The sequence below is a fragment of the Streptomyces sp. SS1-1 genome (assembly GCF_008973465.1).
Lineage (GTDB): Bacteria > Actinomycetota > Actinomycetes > Streptomycetales > Streptomycetaceae > Streptomyces.
Map to the genome: position 1 here is coordinate 7,474,998 of NZ_WBXN01000004.1, position 14,279 is coordinate 7,489,276.

General features: G+C 70.5%; 13 protein-coding genes and 3 pseudogenes. 5 read left to right on the forward strand and 11 right to left on the reverse strand.

Annotated elements, in window-relative coordinates:
• Nucleotides 1-77 precede the first annotated feature (77 nt).
• From F8R89_RS35660 to F8R89_RS37405, 6 genes and pseudogenes are all read right to left on the reverse strand, one after another.
• Nucleotides 78-368 carry a hypothetical protein gene (locus F8R89_RS35660; protein ID WP_151787893.1) on the reverse strand — a complete coding sequence of 97 codons (291 nt, stop codon included), beginning with the start codon at nt 366-368 and terminating at the stop codon, nt 78-80.
• Nucleotides 369-468: 100 nt separating this feature from the next.
• A complete protein-coding gene (locus F8R89_RS35665) occupies nt 469-1,101 on the reverse strand; it encodes an amidohydrolase family protein (protein WP_225994596.1) in 633 nt (210 codons plus the stop codon).
• A gap of 229 nt (nt 1,102-1,330) precedes the next feature.
• Entirely contained in the window at nt 1,331-3,445 is a 2,115-nt protein-coding gene (gene ligA / locus F8R89_RS35670) for an NAD-dependent DNA ligase LigA (protein WP_151787895.1), read from the reverse strand.
• Nucleotides 3,446-3,598: 153 nt separating this feature from the next.
• Nucleotides 3,599-4,648, reverse strand: coding sequence for a glycosyltransferase family 4 protein (locus tag F8R89_RS35675; protein WP_225994597.1), 1,050 nt, complete (start codon nt 4,646-4,648; stop codon nt 3,599-3,601).
• Between the two features lie 10 nt (nt 4,649-4,658).
• On the reverse strand, nt 4,659-6,023 hold the full coding sequence (locus F8R89_RS35680) for an amylo-alpha-1,6-glucosidase (RefSeq protein WP_225994598.1): 1,365 nt from the start codon (nt 6,021-6,023) through the stop codon (nt 4,659-4,661).
• 235 nt (nt 6,024-6,258) lie between these two features.
• Nucleotides 6,259-6,483: pseudogene (locus F8R89_RS37405) on the reverse strand (glycogen debranching N-terminal domain-containing protein); the annotation flags it as partial.
• Between F8R89_RS37405 and F8R89_RS37410 the strand changes: the two are divergent.
• Nucleotides 6,434-6,643: pseudogene (locus F8R89_RS37410) on the forward strand (glycogen debranching N-terminal domain-containing protein); the annotation flags it as partial. The pseudogenes F8R89_RS37405 and F8R89_RS37410 sit on opposite strands and share 50 nt — an antisense overlap.
• Before the next feature lie 33 nt (nt 6,644-6,676).
• Here F8R89_RS37410 and F8R89_RS35690 read toward each other — a convergent pair.
• Together F8R89_RS35690 and F8R89_RS35695 are read right to left on the reverse strand one after the other, a co-directional pair.
• A complete protein-coding gene (locus F8R89_RS35690; protein ID WP_151787896.1) occupies nt 6,677-7,054 on the reverse strand; it encodes a DUF2267 domain-containing protein in 378 nt (125 codons plus the stop codon).
• 85 nt (nt 7,055-7,139) lie between these two features.
• Nucleotides 7,140-8,630, reverse strand: a complete 1,491-nt coding sequence (locus F8R89_RS35695) for a glycosyltransferase (RefSeq protein WP_151787897.1) — start codon at nt 8,628-8,630, stop codon at nt 7,140-7,142.
• A gap of 332 nt (nt 8,631-8,962) precedes the next feature.
• Here F8R89_RS35695 and F8R89_RS35700 point away from each other — a divergent pair, with 332 nt between their 5' ends.
• The 3 genes from F8R89_RS35700 (at nt 8,963) to F8R89_RS35710 (ending at nt 11,416) form a co-directional block, all read left to right on the forward strand.
• A complete protein-coding gene (locus F8R89_RS35700; RefSeq protein WP_151787898.1) occupies nt 8,963-9,286 on the forward strand; it encodes a DUF2795 domain-containing protein in 324 nt (107 codons plus the stop codon).
• A gap of 43 nt (nt 9,287-9,329) precedes the next feature.
• Entirely contained in the window at nt 9,330-9,839 is a 510-nt protein-coding gene (locus tag F8R89_RS35705) for a hypothetical protein (protein ID WP_151787899.1), read from the forward strand.
• Between the two features lie 281 nt (nt 9,840-10,120).
• Complete coding sequence (locus F8R89_RS35710; protein WP_151787900.1) at nt 10,121-11,416, forward strand: M48 family metallopeptidase; 1,296 nt, start codon at nt 10,121-10,123, stop codon at nt 11,414-11,416.
• Between the two features lie 143 nt (nt 11,417-11,559).
• Here the strand turns inward: F8R89_RS35710 and F8R89_RS35715 are convergent, their stop codons facing one another.
• Nucleotides 11,560-12,279 carry an MBL fold metallo-hydrolase gene (locus tag F8R89_RS35715; RefSeq protein ID WP_151787901.1) on the reverse strand — a complete coding sequence of 240 codons (720 nt, stop codon included), beginning with the start codon at nt 12,277-12,279 and terminating at the stop codon, nt 11,560-11,562.
• A 156-nt stretch (nt 12,280-12,435) separates the two neighbouring features.
• On the opposite strand from F8R89_RS35715, the gene F8R89_RS35720 reads away from it, so the two are divergent.
• A complete protein-coding gene (locus F8R89_RS35720; RefSeq protein ID WP_151787902.1) occupies nt 12,436-13,002 on the forward strand; it encodes a TetR/AcrR family transcriptional regulator in 567 nt (188 codons plus the stop codon).
• 53 nt (nt 13,003-13,055) lie between these two features.
• Here the strand turns inward: F8R89_RS35720 and F8R89_RS35725 are convergent.
• Both F8R89_RS35725 and F8R89_RS35730 read right to left on the reverse strand, forming a co-directional pair.
• Nucleotides 13,056-13,298 (reverse strand): annotated as a pseudogene (locus F8R89_RS35725) (ArsR/SmtB family transcription factor); the annotation flags it as partial.
• A 56-nt stretch (nt 13,299-13,354) separates the two neighbouring features.
• Complete coding sequence (locus tag F8R89_RS35730) at nt 13,355-14,251, reverse strand: helix-turn-helix transcriptional regulator (RefSeq protein ID WP_151787903.1); 897 nt, start codon at nt 14,249-14,251, stop codon at nt 13,355-13,357.
• Nucleotides 14,252-14,279: the final 28 nt, after the last annotated feature.

Here is a 14,279-nt window from a genome sequence, read left to right on the forward strand (position 1 = left end):
CGCCTGAATGAGCACATGGAAGGCGACTGTGACCACGGGTTCGAGGGCTACACGACGCCAGCCGGTCGGCTTCGAGGTCACCGTGCCCGCAACTGTTCCAGCAGCCGGGCGCTTTCGCTGATGACAGCATCGACGGTCGCTCTGTCGGCGGGTGTGATGCGGCGACGACGTGCGGACCACCGTCCCCGCTGGGCGGCGAAATCCCGAGCTTTCTGGGTGTCGTCTGCCGACCGGGCCTGCGCTATGAGGCGTGTGTACGCGCCGACGACGCTGTCGATGCCGTTCAATGCCACCTCGAAGGCGATGCCGTCCTCCATCGACCAGGTGGCCGTGCCCACGTTCCGCAGAAATGGTTCAAGTTCGTTCACGATGCACTCCCGTCTGAGCGACGCGGTGTCACGCCTGGGCCTGTGCAGCAGGCCTCGAAACCACGGCATCCCCGCCAGCAATGGGCGTCCTGGCGGTGAGTCAGCGCGCGGTGAGATCGATATTGAAGAGGGTCGCGGCGTTGGTCGAGCTGATTTTGCGCCGGTCGCCATCGCTGGCGAAGTGCGCGAGGAAGGTGTCTATGTCTGCTCGGGTGGGTTGTTGGAAGGGGGAGTCGGTGGAGAAGATCAGCCGGTCGGTCGTGGTCACGGTCAGGGCGTGGTGCAGGAGGGCGGGGTTGAGCATGCCCGAGGTGGTGAGGAAGAGGTTGGTGCGCAGGTAGTCGGAAATCCGGTGCTTGAGACCGGCGAGACGGGCGAGGCTGTCGGCGCGGTCCCGCCAGAACGGGAGCAGTTCGCCCCAGTGACCCAGCACGATCTGCAGGTCGGGGTGGCGGTCCAGCGTGCCGCGCGGGATGACCCGTAGGGCGGCGGTGGCTGCTTCGATGTGCCAGCCCCAGCCGAATGTGGCCAGCCCCAGGTCGGTCAGGGGCTCGATTCCGCGGTACGCGGCGTCGCGAAGGGCGTCGGACGGGATCTGGGGGTGGATGAAAATCCGCCAAGGGGCTGATCGCCTGGGGCTCGACCGAACCTGCCGACGAGTACTGCTGGCTGATCGATGCCGAGCGGCCCGGTGATCACCCCGTGCTTGCCCGATCCCATGACAGCGGGACATGGCACCGATACGACATGTCCACCGCCGAGTTCCTATACCGTGTCCTTGCTGACGCCTCATTCCAGCCCTTCGGGATCGCGCAGTACGCCCTCGGCGCGACGTTCACGCCTGGCCCCGGCAGTCCTGGCGACGTCTAGCCGCTCTGACACGGAAGACCTTTTCACCTTTCACCCATCGAATGCCTGCGCAGGTATCCGGGGCCTCGTCGCTGAGCTGTGAGCGGGCAGGCCTACTTGAGGTAGTCGGCCACCAGAGTGGCGAATTCGTCCGGGGTGGCCAACCGGACTCCGAGGCTTTCGGCCTTGGCCCGCTTGGAGCCCGCGCCGTCTCCGGCGACCACGAAGGTGGTCTTCTTGGAGACGCTGGAGGACGAGCGGCCGCCGGCGTGTTCGATGAGCTCGTTCATCTGGTTGCGGCTCAGCCGCTCCAAGGGGCCGGTCATCGCTCCTGTGACCACGACGGTCATCCCTGTCAGCGGCCCGGCCGCAACCTCGGTGTCCCTGTCGGAGTCGTCGGAGTCGTCGGAGGAGTCGGAGTCGCTGCCTGACGAGGTGGCCGGGGCGGGTGCGGTGGCACCCGGTTCGGTCATGCCGAAGCCGGTGGCGGCGAGTTTGTCGATCAGCGGGCCGAGCTGGGCGAGTTCGGCGACGATCGACGGGGCCTTCTCGGTGCCGATGCCCTCGACCTGCTGCATCGCTTCCGCGTCCGCGGCGCGAACGTTGTCCATGGTGGCGAAGTGCCGGGCGATGCGGCGGGACATCGAGCGGCCGGTACCGCGGACGCCGAGCGCGCACAGCACCCGGGAGAGCGGCTGTCCCTTCGCTGCGGCGAGCGCGGCCAGGAGGTTGTCGGTGCTGGTCTCACCCATGCGCTCCAAACCGAGAAGCTGCTGACGGGTGAGCGTGAACAGGTCCGCGAGGTCGGTGACCAGGCCCGCCTCCACCAGCTGGACGACGCGTGTGTGACCAAGGCCCTCGATGTCGAGTTGGTCACGACCAGCGGCGTAGGAGAGAGAGGCGACGAGGTGGCAGTTGCGGCCGTTTTCGCAGCGCCAGCGCTGCTCACTCGTGTCGATGTCCGAGCCGCACCGGGGGCAGACCTCGGGGAAGACGATGGGCTGTTCGCCGCCGGTGCGCAGGTGGACCACGGGAGCCTCGACGCGAGGTATGACGTCACCGGCCCGGTACACCATGACGTGGTCGCCCAGCCGCAGACCTCGGCGGCTGATGTCGGCCGGGTTGTGCAGGGTGGCATACGTGATGGTGGCGCCGTCGATCTCCACCGGCTCCAGCACGGCACGCGGCGCGATGATGCCGGTGCGGCCCACGTTCCACTCCACCTCCAGCAGCCGGGTGATCTTCTCGACGGCAGGCAGCTTGTAGGCGATCGCCCAGCGCGGAGCGCGCGACCCCGATCCCGCCGCCTGCTGATCGGAGGCCAGGTCGGCCTTGATGACGATCCCGTCGATCCCGAACGGCAACTCGGCCCGCACCGCGGCGATCTCCCGCACGCGGGCCAGCGCCTGTTCGACGGTGTCAGCGGTGACGCCCGGCACGTCGGTGGTGGCGGTGGTGTTGATGCCGTACGCGGCGGCCTGAAGCATGAGGCTGCTGTGCGGGAGGTCGCTGAGCTTCACGGCGAGCGAGCTCTCGGTGTCGGGCAGGGGCAGCAGGCCGTAACCGAAGAACGTCGTGGGCACGGTGTAGGCACGCTCCTTGGCGCGCAGGGTGCCGGCCGCGGCGCCGCGCGGGTTGGCGAAAGGCTGCCCGCTGTGCGCCGAGCGCACCTCGTTGGCGTGCTCGAACTGGGCCGCCGTCATGAGGACTTCGCCGCGTACTTCCACGGTGACAGGCTCCGACAGTTCTTCCGGGAGGCCCTCGATGGTGCCGATCGCGTGGGAGATGTCCTCCCCGGCCATCCCGTCCCCGCGTGTGATCAGCCGGCTCAAGCGGCCATCGACGTAGCGTGCGGCTATCGCGAGCCCGTCCAGCTTCGGCTCGACGCTGAACCGCTCGACCTCGTGGCCGACGCGCCGGGCCAGTGAGGCGGTCCAGGCGCCGAACTCCTCCGCCGAGAACACGTTGTCCAGGCTCAGCATCGGCACCGTGTGCGGGACGTCGCCCTCCACGGCGCCACCGGCGACCTTCCCCGTCGGAGAGGCGGACAGTACCTGATCAGGGTGCTCGGCCTCCCACACGGCGATGCCGCGCACCAGGCGGTCATAGGCGTCGTCGTCCAGTGCCGACGTCCCACTCTCGTAGTAGGCCGCCGACGCCTTCACCGCGTCCTCGACCGCCTGTGCGTAGGCGGCGGCATCCGTGATCACAACTGCAGGTGTCGTCATGCCCGCCATCCTGCCTGCCACCACTGACAACGCCCGCTGCGGCGAGGAGAAGGAGCCCTTCTGGCACAGGACACCAGCGACGACGCAGCGTGCTTGAGCCGGCGGCGAGAGCCGCCTCCCCGGTGGCCTCTACCCTCGGCGTGGGTTGCCGGCTCACCGCGTCGGCCCCCGGCACAGCTGTTCGTAGAGGGTGGCGTAGGCGACCGCCATCTGGTCGGTGTGGAAGTGGCTTTGGACCCGTTCTCGGCAGGCCTGGGGATCCAACCGGGCCACCGAGCCTATCGCCTGCACCAGTTGGGCGGGATGGTCACAGATGAAGCCCGTGACACCGTCTTCGACGATCTCGGGCACCGATCCACGGCGGAGCGCGACCACCGGAGTGCCGCACGCCATCGCTTCGATCATCACCATCCCGAACGGCTCCTCCCACTGGATCGGGAACAGCAGGCAGCGGGCGTTCGCCAGAAGGTCCAGCTTGGTGCGCCGGTCGGCCTCCCCGACCCAGCGCACGTCATCGCCCATCCGGGGCTGGAGTTCCTCGTCGATGTAGGGCTGCTCGGCGGGGTCGTTGCAGCCGCCGGCGATGGTGAGTGGCAGCCCCGCGTCCCGGGCCGCGTCGATGCCCAGATGGACACCCTTGTCGGCGGCGATCCTGCCGAGGAACAGCACGTCGTCCCCCTTGCGGTCGCGGTACGGATACTGGGCGGTGCGCAGCGCGTTGTGCACCTGGCCGGACCAGACGATGTCCGGAGTCTGCTCCTGCTGCGCATGTGAGATCGCCACCATGTGCACGGTGTCGCTCAACGCCTCGTAGTACCGGCCCGTCTCCCCGGTCACGGGGCCGTGTGCGGTGACCACGGTCGGCGCCTGCCGCTGACCGGCCTGCAGCGGGCCCACCGTGCTGTGGTCGTGGATGACGTCGGAGTCGAGGGAACGCAGTGCGCGCGCGGCACGCGCGGCGTGCAGGACCTCCGGGCCGGAGTTCCCCAGCCTCTGCGCACCCGCCGGGCTGTCGTCAGTGGCGATGAAGTCGCCCTTGGTCCCGTTGTGGCCCACTCCGATGACGGTCACGCGGTGCCCCAGTTCCACCAGGCCGTCGACCAACTCGGCACACATCGCCTCGATCCCGCCGTACGCCCCGGGCGGCAGGGCGAACCAGGGAGTGGTGATCATGGTGATGTCGAGAGGTGCCGTCGCTGTCATGGGTCCGCCCTCAAGGTGATCCGGGGCCGGACGGCATGTCCGGGCCGGAACGCTGGTCGTGGTGGTTGGGCGCGGGAGAGAGCGGTCGGCGAGGCTGCTGCACGATCTCCACGTCGTCCGGCAGGCCGGTGATGCGGGTGGACGCCCCGTCGACCTCCAGGTCCACGCGCCGGCCGGCCAACGGGATGTTGTGGATGGACAGGCGTCCGTAGCGGGCGGGCCACGCCGGTGCCACCCACACCTGGCCGTGCGACATCCACGGGTCGATGCGCAGCAGTGCTCGCATCAACTGGACCGGCGTGGCCGCGGCCCAGGCCTGCGGGGAGCAGGAGGTGGGATATGGCACCGGGGCGTCGAACTCGTCCCGATCGAAGCCGCAGAACAACTCGGGCAGCCGGCCGCCGAAGGTCTCGGCGGCATCGAGGATGCCGGTGGCCACGCGCTGGGCCTGTTCGACGAATCCGTAGCGCATCAGGCCGGTGGCCAGGATCGCGTTGTCGTGCGGCCACACCGACCCGTTGTGGTAACTCATCGGGTTGTACGCACCCATGGTCGTGGCCAGCGTGCGCACCCCCCAGCCGGTGAACATCTCGGGGGACAGCAGTCGTTCGGCCACCTGCTCGGCCTTGTCGCGGTCCGCGATCCCCGTCCACAGGCAATGCCCCATGTTCGAGGCCAGCGCGTCGATGGGGCGCTTGTCGCCGTCGAGACCGACGGCGTACCAGCCGCGCTCGGGGAGCCAGAACCTCTCGTTGAAGGCCTCCTTCAGTGCGGCGGCGCGACCGCACCAATGCTCGACGGCCTTGAGATCACCGGCCTCGTGCGCGAAGTGCGACCGGACGACATAGGCCGCGTAGACGTAACTCTGCACCTCGCACAGGGCGATCGGCGGCTTCGCGAGGCTGCCGTCGGCGAAGTTGACGCCGTCGTAGGAGTCCTTCCACCCCTGGTTGAGCAGACCGTTCTCCGTCATGCGCTGGTACTCGACGAAGCCGTCCCCGTCCCGGTCCCCGTACTTCTCGACCCACTCCAGCGCCCGGTCGGCGTGCGGCAGCAGCGCCTCGACGGCGTCCGGCGCTATGCCCCAGCGGCTCAGCTCACCGAGGACGACGACGAACAACGGTGTGGCGTCGGCGGTCCCGTAGTACACACTGCCGCCGCCGCGCGCCAGCGGGAAGTCCAGGCCGAAGCGCGTCTCGTGCAGTATGCGTCCCGGCTGTTCCTCGGTGATGGGGTCGACCTTCCGGCCCTGAGCCCGCGCGAGGGTCTGCAGGGTTCCCAGGGCCAGGTTCTGGTCCAGGGACAGAGCCATGTAGGAGGACAGCAGCGAGTCCCGGCCGAACAGCGCCATGAACCAGGGCGCGCCGGCCGCCACCGCCCGTGTCCTCCGGGTGCGCCGGATCGAAGATGCGCAGCGAGCCCAGATCCTCCAGGCTGCGGCGCATCGTCCGGTGCAGTTCCGGATCTTCGACCCTCGTGATGTGCGGAGTGCTCTCGCGCCAGGCACGCAGGCGACGGGCCGGGGCGAACTCGGCCGGCTCCACACCCACCGGAAACACGCCGCCGGCATGCTCCTGCTCGACGCTGGGCCGCACCAGCAGCGTGGTGCGCCACCGGCCGCGGGCCGGCACCTCGGCCCGGAAGTCCAGCCCGTCCGGGCGAGCCTGGGCGCCCTCGCTCTCCACCCGCACGCCTCGCCACGCCGCATCGGAGTGCAGGTCGAACTCAAGGGCCGAACCGTCGGGCCTGACCGTCACTTCGCCTTGCGAAGGGACTCGGCTCTCCTTGACGGCGAAGAGGTCGGCGAAGTCGGACCCGATGAACCTGACCGTCATGTCCGACGACCCCTATCGCACCACGTTCCTGGCCCGCGTCCCGCCCCACGGCTCGCAGAGCGAACTGCTGGTGGAGCGCACCCGCTATGTGGGTGAGGGGATGCGCGAGGACCTCGAGGTACGCAACCTGAGCCCACGCGCGATGACGGTGACGGTCTCCCTACGTGCCGACCTCGTCGGTCATGTCGCCTCCCTAGCTCCTGGAGTCCACGAGTTCGCCGAACTCCGTGGGCAGTTGGGTCAGTACCTGACGGAACTCGCCGTCGCTGACCGCGTCGCGCAAGGTGCTCAGTTCCGCACGCACTCCTTCGCGCGCCTCGTCCGGGCCGAGACCGGAACGTCGGCTGACCGGGTCGACGAACTCCTCCAGCCCGAAGTCCTCCGCCTCCGGTGTCTGGGAGATGAGGGGGGTCTTGAGCGGCTTGGGCAGCTCCGACGCGAGATCGTCCGCCTCGCCCTTGGTGAGCCGCTCGGCCAGCGTCTCCAACGTCGCATGGGTGAGGCTTTCCGCCTTCTCCCGGGGGATGTGGGAACGCTGGGCCGCCGTGTCGATGAAGGCTTCGTGATCCATGAGCTGTGTCCTCGTGATCTTGTCTGCCGTCTGCCGTCTGCCGTCTGCCGTCTGCCGTCTGCCGGCCGTATCCGAGAGGGCCGGGTCACACGCGGGCGACGCTCCGGTAGAGCGAGGTCCGCTGCAGCAGTTGACGGTCGTCCAGGAAGTTCTCCCGGACCCGGTGCCGGGCACCGACCCCCAGCGCACCGGCACGGTGGCGATCACCGACCAGACCGCTCGCATGGGCGGCGAAGGACAGGCCGTCGCTGGGGTCGTCGAGCAGAATGCCGTTGACTCCGTGCATGATCTGGTCCCGGATGCCACCGACGGCGCTGGCGACGACCGGGCTTCCCTTCCACATGGCCTCCGTGACCGTGAGGCCGAACCCCTCCGCCAGGCTCTTCTGCGTCACCACCGACGCCGAGCGCTGTAGGGCATTGACGATCACCGCGTTCTCCTCGGCGTCGGCCATCGGCAGACACGCCAGGTGCGCCCGCGTACGCACCCGGTCCGGCAGCCGGTGCCACAGCGCCTCACACTCCGCGTAGACCCGCCCACCCTCGGGATCGTCGGTGACACCGGTGACATCCGGGCCCACCAGGGCCAGGTGCGCCCCGTCCAGGCTGCCGCCGGCCTCGGCGAACGACGCCAGCACGCCGACCATGTCCTTGAGCGGGTCCCAGCGGGAGACCTGCAGGATGAGCGGCGCGTCAGCGGGTGGCGGCGAGGCGCTGCACAGGCAGGTGGGAGCCCGCCGTATCCGGCCCACGAAGCCGTCGCCCCGTCGGTAGAGCGCAGGCCCGTCCCCGTCCACGGGTGCGCGCAGACCGACCCGGCTCAGGATGGCCGCGGCGACAGAGGAGGCAAGGGGCCGGTTCTTGGCCGACAGCGGATCGATCGACGGTTGGATCACGGCGACCCGCCGTCCGGCGAGCCAGCCGGGAATGTACCGCTCCCGTGAGAACACATACGCGTCCGCCGTCTCCAACCAGGGCCGCAGAAACGCCCAGGCCCGGTCGGTGTACGGGTTGGGGTCGTCGGTGCCGACGTGGCACCGCCAGATCACCCGCGCCCCGGCCCGCCGCAGGTGGGCGACGAGGCCGGCGGTCTGCGGATCATGGAGGGTGACCACGTCTCCGGGCCGTACCGCGCGCAGCAGGGCGCGTGCGTTGGCCTCGCACACCGCCGCGTAATGCTCGGCTCCGGCTCGGTCGAGTGGTGGGCCGGAGGCATCGGCCCCGTGCAGGAAGTGGTGCAACTGCTTGGTCAGGGCGAAGAAGGCCGGATCACCGCGCAGGGTGAACCAACGGGCGTCGAGCCCCGCACCACGGGAGTACCGCTGAAGCCGGTGCAGCATCTCGGCCACACCGCCACCGTTCAGCGTCGAGTTCACATCGATGATCCGGCGGCCCGCGAGCGCTTCACTGCTCCTGTGGAGGGTGGTGTCCAGGACGCCGGCCCGGGCGGGCCCGATCGCGTCGCTGAGCAGCAGCGGATCGGCGCCGGTGACGGCGGCTTCCGGAAGTGCCGGCGGTGCGCCGTTCGACCCCTGGCGGGGGACGGTCAGCGTCTGGGGGGTGCCGATGTAAGCCATGGTGCCTCCGCACGTCGGCTCGAGCGGTCGGGGTGTCTGCCGTATCCAGGTTCCGGTCACGGCCGGCCCGCTGTATGCCCCCGGCGACACCAAAGCCACGGAACGCGTTGCAGCCGCCGGGATGAGCCGGGCGACGCCGTGGACAAGGCCGACACGCGCCGGCAGCCGCCCCGCCTGCCTTGTTTCTTCCAGCGAAACCCGCGGTGGGCGGACCCCGAGCGGACGGGAACGGGCAAACAAGAAGACCCGTTTCAGGTGGTTTGAGTTGAAACGGTCGGAGGTGTCGGGGTACTCGGCGGCGACGAGACCACACACCGGAACGGAGAGCAGCCATGGCGCACGGCACGAGTGCCCGGGAGGTCGTGGACGCCCTGAAGGACGTCGACTTCCCGGCGACCAAGGACGAACTGGTGGAGGCGGCCCGCAGCACGGGCGGCGGATCGAAGGAGGTCGTCGACGCGCTGCGCGCCATCCCACCGGACGAGTACGAGAACAAGGACCAGGTGGCGCGCTCGGTACGCGTGGACCCCGCCTCCGACCTCGGCCTGAGTCCCGCACAGCGCGCCGAGCAGGCACGCAAGGGCGGCAGGCCGGGCCAGTCCCAGCACCTGCGGGACGCGCCGAAGCCACCGGTGCAGGAGGAACTGGACAGCTGACAGGAACGGGAGGAACGGCAGAGCACGAGGACGGGAGAGCCCCATGGTCCGCAAGAAGATGGAAGGCAACGAGGACGAGCGCAGGGCCGCGGCCCGTGAGGCGGCGGCCGCCGGGAAGAGCCCCAGCGCCCGTAACGAGACCACAGGCGCCTCCAAACAGCGGACGCATCTGCGCCACGGCGGTTCCGTGACCCACGAGGACCGGATCGCGGCGAAGCACCGTGGCAAGCAGCAATGGCGCCCCGGCGATCTGGCCGAGGAGCCGATCAAGGACCCGGCGGCCGCGGGCTCGGAACGGACGTTCGTCGAAGGCGAGCGCCACGAGTACACCCCGGAGCACGAGCGGGTGTTCCAGGCGGTGACGGCGGCGCAGGCGGAGCACGACGGCGATGCCGTGCTCCTGGACGACGTCGCCCGGCAGGCGGACATGCCGCCGACCGAGACGCGGGCGCTGCTGCACGATCTGACGCGAGTGCACCGCCTGGTGACGGAACTGGCCGGAGTCGACACCCCCGATATGGGCCCTCGCTGGGAGACCAAGCCACGGCTGTGACCAGCGCCTGTGCCGGGTCGGGGAAGCGCGGCCACCTGGCCCGGGCAGCGGGCGCCCGACGGGGCCGTCGCCAACGGAGCGCCGACCTGTGAAGGGGTGCCACACGTCAGCGCAAGGTGCCGCTTTGCCCGCATCTCGCCCCCGGGCCGGTTGCGGTGGGATCACGGTTCAGCGCGCGCGGGCGACCACGCCTTCCCGGTGATGCCGTGCTGTGATCGGATAACCCGTGATCATTGGGGCGGCGGCTCGTGGGGTGGGCCGCGCAAGAGGGGGAAAGCGTGATGTCGGCCATCGCCGAAGAGACCATACAGCCGTGCCCGGAATGCGGTTCGGAGATCCGCGGCGACAGCCGGTTCACCCTGTGGTGCACCACGTGTGACTGGAATGTGGACCCCGCCGCGCCCCAGCCGGAGGTGGGCCGGCTCGAGCGGGCCGGCCGCGAGCTGGCCCGTCGGCACGGCGAGCAGCTGCTCGCCGAGATGCTCAGCGGATCCGACGCACGCCCGCGACGCGACGCTTCGGCGGTGGCGGCCACGGTGCTCGCCGCGGCCGTACACGGAATCACCGTCGCGTTGGCCGTCGGCGGTGCCTGGTGCCTGGTGGCGGGCTGGGGAGGCGCCGGCATCGTGGCGGGGCTGGTCCTTCTGGCGCTGGCCTGGCTCCTCGCCCCGAGGCCCGGCCGCCTGCCCGAGGATCGGCCCGTGCTGCTGCGGGCCGACGCACCCGAACTATTCGCCCTGGTCGACGACGTGGCCCGAGCGGTCGGCACACCGAGCGTGCACGCGATCGTCGTGAACGGCAGCATCAACGCCGCCGTGACGACGTACGGGATACGTGGGCGGCGGCTGCTGGTACTCGGCATGCCGCTGTGGGAGATCCTCACCCCCGAGGAACGCATCGCGCTGCTCGGCCACGAACTGGCCCACTACGCCAACGGCGACCTCCGCAACGGCCTCGTGGTCGGCAGCGCGGTGCGGTCCCTGACGGTGTGGCACGACATCATCCGGCCGCTTCCCCAGCCGACCGGCCTGGAACTGATCGTCAACGCTCTCTACGTGCTGCCCCGCCTGCTGATCGGGGGACTGCTCGTCCTGCTGCTCCGCCTGACGTCCAGGGCCGGTATCCGGGCCGAGTACCTCGCCGACCGGCTGGCCGCCCGCACCGCCTCCACACCGGCGGCCGTCGGCCTCATGGACCGCCTGCTCGTCGCCGAGTCACTCGGCGTCTGGCTGCGCACCGAAGCCAACCGTGCCGCCCTCCGCGGACCTCGCTCCACCCGGAACGCGGCGGACCGCGCCGACGAACTGTGGGAACGCCTCACCGCGTACGTGGCCTCCATCCCGGAGCATGAGTACGAACGGCAGCGCCGCGCCGGAGCCCGCCGCGGCCACCAGGTCGACGCCACGCACCCGCCGACCCACCTGCGTCGCGCCTCCCTGCTCGCCGGCCGGTCCGAAGCAGCCGATGAAGCCGCAGTGACGCCCGAAGCCCACAAGGGCGAACTGATCGCCGCCGAACTCGCCACCGCCCGCACCGAGGTGGCCCGACGCCTGCTGCGTGGGGCCCTCGGCGACTGACGTCCTCGGCGACTGACGTCCTCGGCGACTGACGTCCTCGGCGACTGACGTCCTCGGCGACTGACGTCCTCGGCGGGCGTTCGGGGGAGAGAGGCCCACGTCCGGCCGGGTGGTGGCCGTGTCGGGCTCGGAGGGCCTGCTGTCTAGTGGAGTTGCGCTGCGGCCCGCACCTGGCGGACCGCCTCCTGCACGCCCTGGTTCCAGGGTGTGCCGTGCCCGGGAAGTACCCAAGTCGCCTGCACCTGGGCGAGCCGGTCGAGTGACGCCAACGCCTGTTCCTGGTCGTCGGTGAACGGGGCCGGCCGCGGCCCGCGCTGTCCGGTGAGCACATGCCGGGTGGTGAGGCCGTCGCCGACGAAGAGCGCGTCGGCCTCCGCCACATGAACGGCGATGCTGCCGGGCGAGTGTCCCGGCAGCCCCATGATGCGGGGCGCCCCCGGCAGGTCGAGCACGTCCCCGTCGGCGACCTCGGAGACCTCCGTGAGGTAGGTCGTGCGCAGGCCACCCTTGCGTGCGGCGTACCAGACGAAGCCGGCCGTGGCGCCGAATCTGGCGTGCCCCCAGGCGTTCTTCACCTTGACCTCGCCCCGGGCACGCGCCGCGTCGGCGCTGTGGACGTGGACGGGGACGCCGTGCTCGCGGCGGAGCCGTTCCGCGAAACCGATGTGGTCGGTGTCGCCATGGGTGAGGATCAGGCCGCGGACGTCGGCGGGGGTGAGGCCAAGGGTGGCGAGTTCCGCGAGCAGGTCCCGCCAGTGGCCGGCCAGACCGGCGTCGATCACGGTCACGCCGTCGCCGGTGACGACCAGATAGGCCGCCACGATGTCGTTGCCTATGCGGTGCAGGTGCTGGTCGAGCTTCATTGGCCTCTCCTCGCCGGGTCCGAGGATGGCTACGGCTCATAGCCATCATGGCTATAGTACATAGCTATGATGGTCGGGCCCGTCAGATTGGCCGGGTGGCTTCGGCCCGCCCCCCGGCCGCTGCCCGGGCGACCTACCGCCGAATGGAGAGACCCCATGCCGACACCCGAGCGCACCTCGCTCGACGCCATCGTCGAGGCGGCCCGCACGATCGTGGAGTCGCAGGGGCTCGCGCAACTGACCATGCAGGCGGTCGCCGAGCGCGTCGGAGTGCGTGCTCCCTCGCTCTACAAGCGCGTCCGCAACCGTGACGCCCTGGTCCAACTGGTCACCGAGGCAACCCTGCTGGACCTGCAGAGGGATCTCGAAGCCGTTGAGGTGGTTCCCGAGCCGGGCAGGACGCTGGCCGGCCTGGTGCGTGCCCTGCGCGCCTTCGCCCACGCGCATCCGGCCGCCTACCACCTGATCTTCACGAGCGCTCCGACCCCGAGCGGGCCCGAGCCCGCCCTGCTGGCCCGGGTGGCGGCCCCGGTCCTGCGGGTGACCGCCGATCTCGCCGGTCCGGCCCATGCGCTGGAGGCGGCCCGCACGGTGACCGCCTGGGCGCACGGCTTCATCAGCATGGAACTCGCCGGCGCCTTCAATCTGGGCGGCGACGTGGACGCCGCGTTCGAGTACGGGCTGACCCACCTGGCCACGGCTCTCACCTCACCACCGGCCTGACGCCGGCCGGCCGACGCGAACCTCCCACCCCCACCCCACCCCGCTCCGAGCCGTCAGCTCGAACCGGCCACCAGTGCCTCGCCAAGAGGGGTGCGCCGGTACAGCACCGACCGCCCGGACCGGGCGCGGACGAGCAGCCCCGCACCGCGCAGGATGGCGAGGTGGTCCCCGACCGCCCCGGGCGCCATGGCAAGGCTCCGGGCGAGGTGGCTCGTACTGGCCGGGGCGTCCAGCGCCAACAGCAACCTGGCTCGGGCCCGGCCCACGAGGGCGGTCAGCGCGTCCGGTGTGGGGGCCGGTCAGCACCTACGACAAGCGGCTGTTCCGGCTCACTAAGGCAGCTGTCACTGCATCAGGTCCGCGGCTTGGTCGACGATGGCGGCTGCTGTGTCCTGCCGGTCGTGCGGGTGGCGTGCAGGGACGCCACGAGGCGGAGCCGGTCCGCGTCCGCGCTGCCCACTTCGGCGGTGTAGACCAGCATGAACGGCCCGGGCCGACCCGGCAGTGGATAGGTGTCCCAGTGGAGGTCGATGTCGCCGACCCCCGGGACCCTGAACGTCTTGATGCCGGTGACGGATGCCCGGACGTCGTGCCTGGCCCAGAGACGCCTGAACTCGGCGCTGCGGATGCTCAGTTCACCGACGATCGCGGTGGCACGCGGATGCGTGGGGTCGGTCGCGACGGCGGCCCGCATCATGCCGATGTAGTCCAGCGCCTGCCGCTCCCAGTGCGGACACGCCCGCTCGGACATCACCGACTCGTCGAACATCAGCAGGAGCATGTTGAGCCGGTCGGCCGGGTAGTCGTCGGGGCTGCCCAGCAGCGCTTCCGCCATCGTGTTCCAGGCGAGCAGGTCGAGGTGGCGGCCGAGGACGATCGCCGGGGTGTCCATGACCCGCAACAGCCGCCATGTGTTGTCCGGCACCGTCTCCGGACGGCGGTCGGCCACGACGGGTACGGGCCTGCGGGCGGCATGGGCCAGGGTGAACAGATGACGACGTTCCTCGTCGTCCAGGCCGAGCGCGTCGGCGAGCGCGTCCAGGACGCCGTCGGACGGGCGTACCTCCCGGCCCTGCTCCATCCGCTGGTAGTAGTCGGTGCTCAGCCCGGCCAGCAGGGCGAGCTCCTCACGTCGCAGCCCGGTGACCTTGCGCCGCCCGCCCGGCTCCAGCCCGACATCCTGCGGGCGCAGCCGGTTGCGCCGGGCACGCAGGAAGTCACCGAGCTCACGAGCGTAGGGATGCGTCATGTCAGGAGTGTCCCTCCTCCAGAGGCAC

Bases quoted from the DNA above. Each gene is read 5' to 3' on its own strand.
- F8R89_RS35665 (WP_225994596.1), bottom strand. From the start codon at position 1,101: ATGTCCCGCTGTCATGGGATCGGGCAAGCACGGGGTGATCACCGGGCC.
- ligA (WP_151787895.1), bottom strand. From the start codon at position 3,445: ATGACGACACCTGCAGTTGTGATCACGGATGCCGCCGCCTACGCACAG.
- F8R89_RS35675 (WP_225994597.1), bottom strand. From the start codon at position 4,648: ATGACAGCGACGGCACCTCTCGACATCACCATGATCACCACTCCCTGG.
- F8R89_RS35690 (WP_151787896.1), bottom strand. From the start codon at position 7,054: ATGGATCACGAAGCCTTCATCGACACGGCGGCCCAGCGTTCCCACATC.
- F8R89_RS35695 (WP_151787897.1), bottom strand. From the start codon at position 8,630: ATGGCTTACATCGGCACCCCCCAGACGCTGACCGTCCCCCGCCAGGGG.
- F8R89_RS35700 (WP_151787898.1), top strand. From the start codon at position 8,963: ATGGCGCACGGCACGAGTGCCCGGGAGGTCGTGGACGCCCTGAAGGAC.
- F8R89_RS35705 (WP_151787899.1), top strand. From the start codon at position 9,330: ATGGTCCGCAAGAAGATGGAAGGCAACGAGGACGAGCGCAGGGCCGCG.
- F8R89_RS35710 (WP_151787900.1), top strand. From the start codon at position 10,121: ATGTCGGCCATCGCCGAAGAGACCATACAGCCGTGCCCGGAATGCGGT.
- F8R89_RS35715 (WP_151787901.1), bottom strand. From the start codon at position 12,279: ATGAAGCTCGACCAGCACCTGCACCGCATAGGCAACGACATCGTGGCG.
- F8R89_RS35720 (WP_151787902.1), top strand. From the start codon at position 12,436: ATGCCGACACCCGAGCGCACCTCGCTCGACGCCATCGTCGAGGCGGCC.
- F8R89_RS35730 (WP_151787903.1), bottom strand. From the start codon at position 14,251: ATGACGCATCCCTACGCTCGTGAGCTCGGTGACTTCCTGCGTGCCCGG.